General features: G+C 35.7%; 7 protein-coding genes and 1 pseudogene. 5 read left to right on the forward strand and 3 right to left on the reverse strand.

The genetic code is table 11. The features are described 5' to 3' along the window. Nucleotides 1–283 precede the first annotated feature (283 nt). The 3 genes from ACIQ1E_RS13290 to ACIQ1E_RS13300 all read left to right on the forward strand — a co-directional run bounded on the left by ACIQ1E_RS13290 (nucleotide 284) and on the right by ACIQ1E_RS13300 (nucleotide 2332). The gene (locus ACIQ1E_RS13290; protein WP_396171795.1) at nucleotides 284–943 is read left to right on the forward strand and encodes a ribonuclease HII; all 660 of its coding nucleotides are present in this window, start codon (nucleotides 284–286) and stop codon (nucleotides 941–943) included. A gap of 198 nt (nucleotides 944–1141) precedes the next feature. Then, nucleotides 1142–1957, forward strand: coding sequence for an alpha/beta hydrolase (locus ACIQ1E_RS13295; RefSeq protein WP_396171796.1), 816 nt, complete (start codon nucleotides 1142–1144; stop codon nucleotides 1955–1957). Nucleotides 1958–2005: 48 nt separating this feature from the next. Next, nucleotides 2006–2332 carry a DMT family transporter gene (locus ACIQ1E_RS13300; RefSeq protein ID WP_396171797.1) on the forward strand — a complete coding sequence of 109 codons (327 nt, stop codon included), beginning with the start codon at nucleotides 2006–2008 and terminating at the stop codon, nucleotides 2330–2332. A 65-nt stretch (nucleotides 2333–2397) separates the two neighbouring features. On the opposite strand, the gene lipB is transcribed toward ACIQ1E_RS13300, so the two are convergent. Then, nucleotides 2398–3102 carry a lipoyl(octanoyl) transferase LipB gene (gene lipB / locus ACIQ1E_RS13305; protein ID WP_396171798.1) on the reverse strand — a complete coding sequence of 235 codons (705 nt, stop codon included), beginning with the start codon at nucleotides 3100–3102 and terminating at the stop codon, nucleotides 2398–2400. 386 nt (nucleotides 3103–3488) lie between these two features. Between lipB and lysS the strand changes: the two genes are divergently transcribed. Continuing rightward, nucleotides 3489–5192 (forward strand): lysine--tRNA ligase, encoded by a 1704-nt coding sequence (gene lysS / locus ACIQ1E_RS13310; protein WP_396171800.1) that lies wholly within the window; start codon nucleotides 3489–3491, stop codon nucleotides 5190–5192. Nucleotides 5193–5345: 153 nt separating this feature from the next. Here lysS and ACIQ1E_RS13315 read toward each other — a convergent pair whose 3' ends face one another. Continuing rightward, entirely contained in the window at nucleotides 5346–5534 is a 189-nt protein-coding gene (locus ACIQ1E_RS13315; RefSeq protein WP_396171802.1) for a hypothetical protein, read from the reverse strand. 169 nt (nucleotides 5535–5703) lie between these two features. After that, nucleotides 5704–5822 (reverse strand): annotated as a pseudogene (locus tag ACIQ1E_RS13320) (IS982 family transposase); the annotation flags it as partial. 477 nt (nucleotides 5823–6299) lie between these two features. Here ACIQ1E_RS13320 and ACIQ1E_RS13325 point away from each other — a divergent pair. Then, entirely contained in the window at nucleotides 6300–6485 is a 186-nt protein-coding gene (locus tag ACIQ1E_RS13325; RefSeq protein ID WP_396171803.1) for a hypothetical protein, read from the forward strand. The last annotated feature ends 244 nt before the right edge of the window (nucleotides 6486–6729 follow it).

Raw genomic sequence — 6729 nt, forward strand, 5'->3', positions numbered from 1 at the left:
GTCTGCATCTTCCTTAAATCGCTTGTTAAATTTTATTGAATTCACACCTATAAATTTCTCCCTTGTACTCATTTGACAAAGGTAATACTATTTTCGTTTTTGGGCGGCCTAAACGCCTATACCTATTCATTTTAAATAAAAGAAAATTAGTGGTGTTTTTTTGTTTTTATAAATTTGTGCTAATTCGTGAAATTCGTGGCTAAAAATTTTAAATGCGAATGCCTTGAAAATAGGTCAAATTATTTCGAAAAAAAATATAATATTTGTCTTCAAATAATTCAAAATGCTGCTCACTAATTTTTCCAATTTTATTCTGGAAGCTGGAACCGACGAAGCCGGTCGTGGCTGCCTAGCCGGTCCAGTTACGGCTGCCGCTGTCATTCTTCCGCCTGATTTTGAGAATATAATTTTGAATGACAGCAAACAATTATCCGAAAAAACCAGAGAAAAACTCAGACCCATTATCGAAGAAAACGCTGTTTCATTTGCCGTAACGGATTTGCATCCAAAAGAAATCGACGAAATCAACATACTGAATGCTTCGATGAAAGGAATGCAGGAATGTGTCTTGAAATTAAATCCAACTCCCGAATTCATCATTGTAGATGGCAATCGCGCTTTGAATGCCAAACTCGGTTTGAAAACCAATTTTGGCAAACAATTGACAAAGGAAGAAATCGAAATACTGAAATCCATTCCCAATCAAAGCATCGTAAAAGGCGATTCGAAATATTTGAGCATTGCTGCAGCTTCTGTTTTGGCAAAAACCTATCGTGACGATTATATGAATGCCATTCACGAGGAATTCCCGATGTACAATTGGAAGCAAAACAAAGGCTACCCAACTACCGAACACCGCGAAGCCATCCGGAAATATGGCACCACCAAATACCACAGAATGAGTTTTCGATTGTTGCCGGAACAGTTGAAATTGGATATTTAGAATTGTATGTAATAAAAGTCCTTATGAAGATTGCCCGAAAAAAACGACCGTGTTTTTTATCGAAGATTAGGCATTCTAATTATCTTTGGTCTTTAATCAAAGTGCAGTCCTTCTACACCCGCCCTGCGCCAATAAGACGGACGACATTAGCAGTATTTTTGAATCCGCCCACGATTAACCAACAGATTAATAGAAAATATGAAATCTATATATTGCAATTTGTTATTGCCCTTGTTTTTTATAAGCTATGCAACATATTCACAAAAGAAAGATCGAATTCCTGTTCACGATGAATTTACGATTGAATCTAAACTAGTTGGTGAAACTAGAACTATAAATGTTTGGATGCCATCAGAATATAAAACCAATACCGATTCTTTACCCGTAATGTATATGGCAGATGGCGGAATAATTGACGAGGACTTTCCGCATATTGCAAACACAATGGCAGAGCTTATAAAGTCGAAAAGCATTCCTCCAATGATTTTAGTAGGTATTACAAATACACAACGCAGACGAGATTTAACCGGACCAACAGATATTGAAACAGACAAAGAAATTGCACCAATTGTTGGTGGCTCTGAAAAATTTAGAGCATTTATTAAAGAAGAACTTTTTCCTGAAATCAATAAACGATATAGAACCACTTCTCAAAAAAGCATTATTGGAGAATCATTGTCAGGGCTTTTTGTGGTAGAAACATTTTTTCTTGCGCCTGATATGTTTGACAATTATATTGCATTTGACCCTTCAATTTGGTGGAATAATCACTATTTAGTACGAACAGCAAAAGAACATTTAGCCAGTTTTCCTAAAACAGAAAAAAGAATTTGGTTTGCAGGTTCAAGTGCCGAAGACATTTCACAATACACAAATGACTTAGCTGAAATTTTCAAAACAGAAAACATTTCAACTGTGAAATGGAAATATTCCCCTGAGCCAAAAGAAAAACATAACACTATTTTTAGAGCAACGAAAGAAAAAGCTTTAAAATGGACACTAGGAAACCCATAAAATACTGAAAAAGAATCATTTGAACAAACCGAAAAAAAAACCAAAAAAATGAATTGGATACTACTAATTATAGCAGGATTATTTGAAGTAGCCTTTGCTTTCTGTTTAGGAAAAGCAAAAGAAACAACAGGAAGCGAAATGTATTTATGGTATGCAGCCTTTCTCGTTACATTAACTATAAGTATGGGACTTTTGATTAAAGCAACCCAAACCTTACCAATGGGAACAGCCTATGCTGTATGGACAGGAATTGGAGCAGTTGGAACTGTTTTGGTTGGGATTTTGGTATTCAAAGAACCTGCGACTTTTCTGCGACTATTTTTCATTGCCACCTTGATTGCCTCGATCGTGGGTTTAAAAGCGGTTTCGCACTGATAAACATATAGAAATAATTGACGAAGTATTTTTTATACCCAACCTGCCAGCTAGCAGGTCGTAACTTATTTAGCCACAAACTCCGCCTCAAACAATTGAGTAAAATGCTTTACAATTTTGGCTTTTACTTCGGCTTCATCGACTTTTTCGACTCCCAATTCCACATTCAACGAAGTGACTGCTTTACCACGAATACCACAAGGAATAATATTATCGAAATAACCCAAATCGACATTGACATTCAGCGCTAAACCGTGCATCGTAACCCAACGAGAAGCACGAACGCCAAGCGCACAAATTTTACGGGCAAACGGAGTTCCAGCACCGAGCCAAACACCTGTTTCGCCTTCGCTTCGTCCACATTCTAATCCGTATTCTTGCAACGTGAGAATGATAGATTCTTCTAGAAAACGCAAGTATTTATGAATGTCTGTAAAGAAATGCTCCAAGTCCAAAATAGGATAACCTACGATTTGTCCGGGTCCGTGATAGGTAATATCCCCACCACGATTGATTTTGTAGAAAGTGGCTCCTTTGGCTTCGAGTTGTTTTTCGTTCAGCAATAAATTTTCCAAGTCACCACTTTTCCCCAACGTATAAACGTGAGGATGCTCGACAAAAAGGAAGTAATTGGGAGTTTCCAAGTTTGTTCCCTCTCTCCTATTCTGGATTTTCAAATCGACTATTCCTTTGAAAATTTCTTCTTGGTATTCCCAAGTAGTTTTATAATCTTGGAGTCCTAAATCTTGAAGTTGGATGGTTTTGTTCATTGCCTTATTTTGAATTGCAAAGTTACAAAGTTTTTATTGGCTATGTGCCTTCAAATAAAAATGGCACACAGATGACACAGATTGCTTCGCCAGGTCGACCTTTGGTCTCGGGTTAACGGATTGACACGGATTTAAATTATTGGTATTTTTTTTGAAAGGTTTTATGAAAAGCTAAAAAAAATTGCTTAGCCCCGATAGTAGTGGAAATCCTTTTTTGCCAAACCTATAAGGTTTTAAAAACCTTATAGATTTAATAAATATTGTAACGGATAGCGGGACGACTGTTGATGCAAAACCCAATGTTTCTGCTTCAAAAAAATCTTAAATCTGCTTCCGATAGCTATCGGAACTTTTGTTATCTTTGCACTCTTAAAAATCAGAATCCAATGGCATTATCCGAACAAGAAATTATCCGAAGAGAAAAACTACAAGGCTTGCGCAATTTGGGCATTAACCCTTATCCTGCTAATCTTTTTCCTGTAAATCATACTTCAAAACAAATAAAGGAAAACTTTGAGGAAGGCAAGAAGGTTATTGTTGCTGGACGTTTGATGAGTGTAAGAGACCAAGGAAAAGCTTGTTTTGCCGAATTGCAGGATAGCGAAGGACGTATTCAATTGTACGTGAATCGCGATGTTTTGTGTTTGGGTGAAGATAAAACTTTGTACAACCAAGTATTCAAAAAATTGACCGATTTGGGCGATTTTATTGGTATTGAAGGAGAATTGTTTACCACCAAAGTAGGTGCGCAATGTATTCGCGTGGATAAATTTACGTTTTTGAGTAAAACTTTGCGTCCGTTGCCATTGCCTAAAGTGGATGAAGACGGAAAAGTGCACGATGCTTTCAACGATGCTGAGTTGCGTTACAGAATGCGTTATGTGGATTTGACAGTGAATCACAATGTAAAAGAGACGTTTATCAAAAGAACTAAATTGTTCAACTCGATGCGTGGTTTCTTTAACGATGCAGGATATTTAGAGGTTGAAACTCCCGTTTTACAATCGATTCCAGGTGGTGCTGCGGCGAGACCTTTTATCACGCACCACAACTCGCTTGATATTCCGTTGTATATGCGTATTGCAAACGAATTGTATTTAAAAAGATTGATTGTTGGTGGATTTGACGGCGTGTATGAGTTTTCGAAAAACTTCCGTAACGAAGGAATGGACAGAACACACAACCCGGAATTTACCGCTATGGAAATATATGTAGCCTACAAAGACTACAATTGGATGATGAAGTTTACCGAAAACTTGCTGGAACATTGCGCTATTGGTGTAAATGGAACTAGCGAAGCGACTTTTGGTGAACATAAAATCAATTTCAAAGCGCCTTATGCTCGTGTGACGATGACGGATTCTATCAAACATTTTACTGGTTTTGATATTTCTGGCAAAAGCGAAGCGGAACTTTTTGACGCTGCCAAAGGAATGGGAATTGAAGTGGATGAAACTATGGGTAAAGGAAAATTGATAGACGAGATTTTCGGCGCAAAATGCGAAGGAAATTATATTCAACCTACCTTTATCACGGATTATCCAAAGGAAATGTCGCCGCTTTGTAAAGAGCACCGTGACAATCCAGCTTTGACCGAACGTTTCGAATTGATGGTTTGTGGTAAAGAAGTAGCAAACGCTTACTCTGAATTGAATGACCCAATTGACCAACGAGAACGTTTTGAAGATCAAATGCGTTTGTCCGAAAAAGGAGATGATGAAGCTACCGGAACGATTGACGAAGATTTCTTGAGAGCATTAGAATATGGCATGCCTCCCACTTCTGGTTTAGGAATTGGAATGGATCGTTTGATGATGTTCTTGACCAATAATGCTTCGATTCAAGAAGTATTGTTCTTCCCGCAAATGCGTCCGGAGAAAAAACAGGTTGTCATTGAGTTAACTAATGAAGAAAAATTGATTCTCGATTTGCTAAAAACCAATGAAAACAAAATGGATTTGGGTTTATTGAAAATCAAATCGGATTTGAGTGGCAAAAAATGGGATGCTGCTATAAAAGGCTTAGCTAAACACGGATTGGTAAAAGTGACCTTGGTTGGCGAAAGCAAAGTAGTGGAAATAGCAGGATAGATTTATTCACAAATTAATACAAACTAAGGAGTTTCATTTGAAATTCCTTTTTTTATTCCCATCAATAGTATTGCAGCCAAATTTTTAGAACATCACAGTTTTAAGATTGATCCTTTACTTGCCCCTTGTAGAGGCTGCTGAATTATAAAATCACTAAAACGAAGATTTTTCTGTAAGGTAATTGTAAATTCCCGCTAGTATCAAGATTGGAAGAGCCAACGGAAATAGCAATGATGTTATGAAGAGTTCGACGTCCCAGCCGTCCCCATTATTTGCTTTTTTATTGGCAATTTCAAATGATGCGATATATGTAACTACGAGGTATAGGTTTATAAACAGCATTAGCTATATTTTTTAGTAGGTTTGGGTTGTTTGATTCCCGTTTGTTGCGAAGGGGGGCTTCACTACTAGGGAGATCGATTATTTTATATTTGTTTCAATTTGGTTTCTTCTTTTTATTTCGGTAAAACTATATTGACTTATGGCCAAATTATGTTGTTGTATATTTTCTGTTTTGTGAAGCACAAAATCCTTTAGACCAGTGTTTTCCAAATCTCTTTTACAAATTTTAATTCTGTTGTTAGCAAATTTGCAGATCTCCAATGGCATTATATCAACAACTAAGTAATCTGCAACTTATAAAAAACGAGAATTTTGTTTCAGTCCGTTAACAGACCTGTATTCTAATTCACAATTCAAATGTAATTTAAAAAATCATTGGTTCAACAAAAAAATACGATTAAATACGTAAAATCACTGTTAAAATACATCAATATAAAATTTATATGTGTATAATATTACAAATATAACAAAATTAATTCCCGTTTATAGCTTTAAACAATTTTCAAGAGTAGCAAAAAAATTATTTTTTTAACATTAATATGCACTTTGTCTTTGTATGATTTCAAATCTTACGTCAATTCTATATATACAGTGAAAGAGTGATGTTGAGGTACACATATCACTTTTGTTAGCCAAGTATTATGCAAAACTAGTTGGGTGGGAAATAGTTTGCAAACCTGCCAAGAGTAGATGGTTTTAGTTTTTTGTGTAAAACAGTTTGTCCAATTTCTTTACATAAAATAGATAAAAATGGATTAGGGTGTATTGAAAATCAAATCGGAATGGAGTGGCAAAAATTGGGATGCTGCAATGAAAGGTTTGGTAAAATACAGATTGCTAAAATTGCGCTTAGTTGGCGAAAGTAAAATTGTGGAAATTACTGGGATAGTATTTCCTATTCTTTTGCTTACAATTAAAACCAGCTTCGAAAGCCAGGGCATTCGCTTTTAAAAAAAGAAAAAAAAATTAGCCACGAATCACACCAATTGTCACGAATTTTTTATCAAATTTAAAATTGAATTACACTAATTTTATTTATTTCTAAGAATTCGTGTAATAAAAAATAGTTCGTAACTAATCAGTCTCAAATATAGGGATTTTATTTCATGTCAAAATGACGTGAAATAAAATTCGAATTCATGCCACATAGTCATTGGATTTATTAGGTGAATCTTTTTATATTTTGTACTTTCAT

Source organism: Flavobacterium sp. (genome assembly GCF_044348915.1).
Lineage (GTDB): Bacteria > Bacteroidota > Bacteroidia > Flavobacteriales > Flavobacteriaceae > Flavobacterium.

Coding starts and splice junctions, on each gene's coding strand:
- ACIQ1E_RS13315 (WP_396171802.1), bottom strand. CDS start 5,534: ATGCTGTTTATAAACCTATACCTCGTAGTTACATATATCGCATCATTT.
- ACIQ1E_RS13300 (WP_396171797.1), top strand. CDS start 2,006: ATGAATTGGATACTACTAATTATAGCAGGATTATTTGAAGTAGCCTTT.
- lipB (WP_396171798.1), bottom strand. CDS start 3,102: ATGAACAAAACCATCCAACTTCAAGATTTAGGACTCCAAGATTATAAA.
- lysS (WP_396171800.1), top strand. CDS start 3,489: ATGGCATTATCCGAACAAGAAATTATCCGAAGAGAAAAACTACAAGGC.
- ACIQ1E_RS13295 (WP_396171796.1), top strand. CDS start 1,142: ATGAAATCTATATATTGCAATTTGTTATTGCCCTTGTTTTTTATAAGC.
- ACIQ1E_RS13290 (WP_396171795.1), top strand. CDS start 284: ATGCTGCTCACTAATTTTTCCAATTTTATTCTGGAAGCTGGAACCGAC.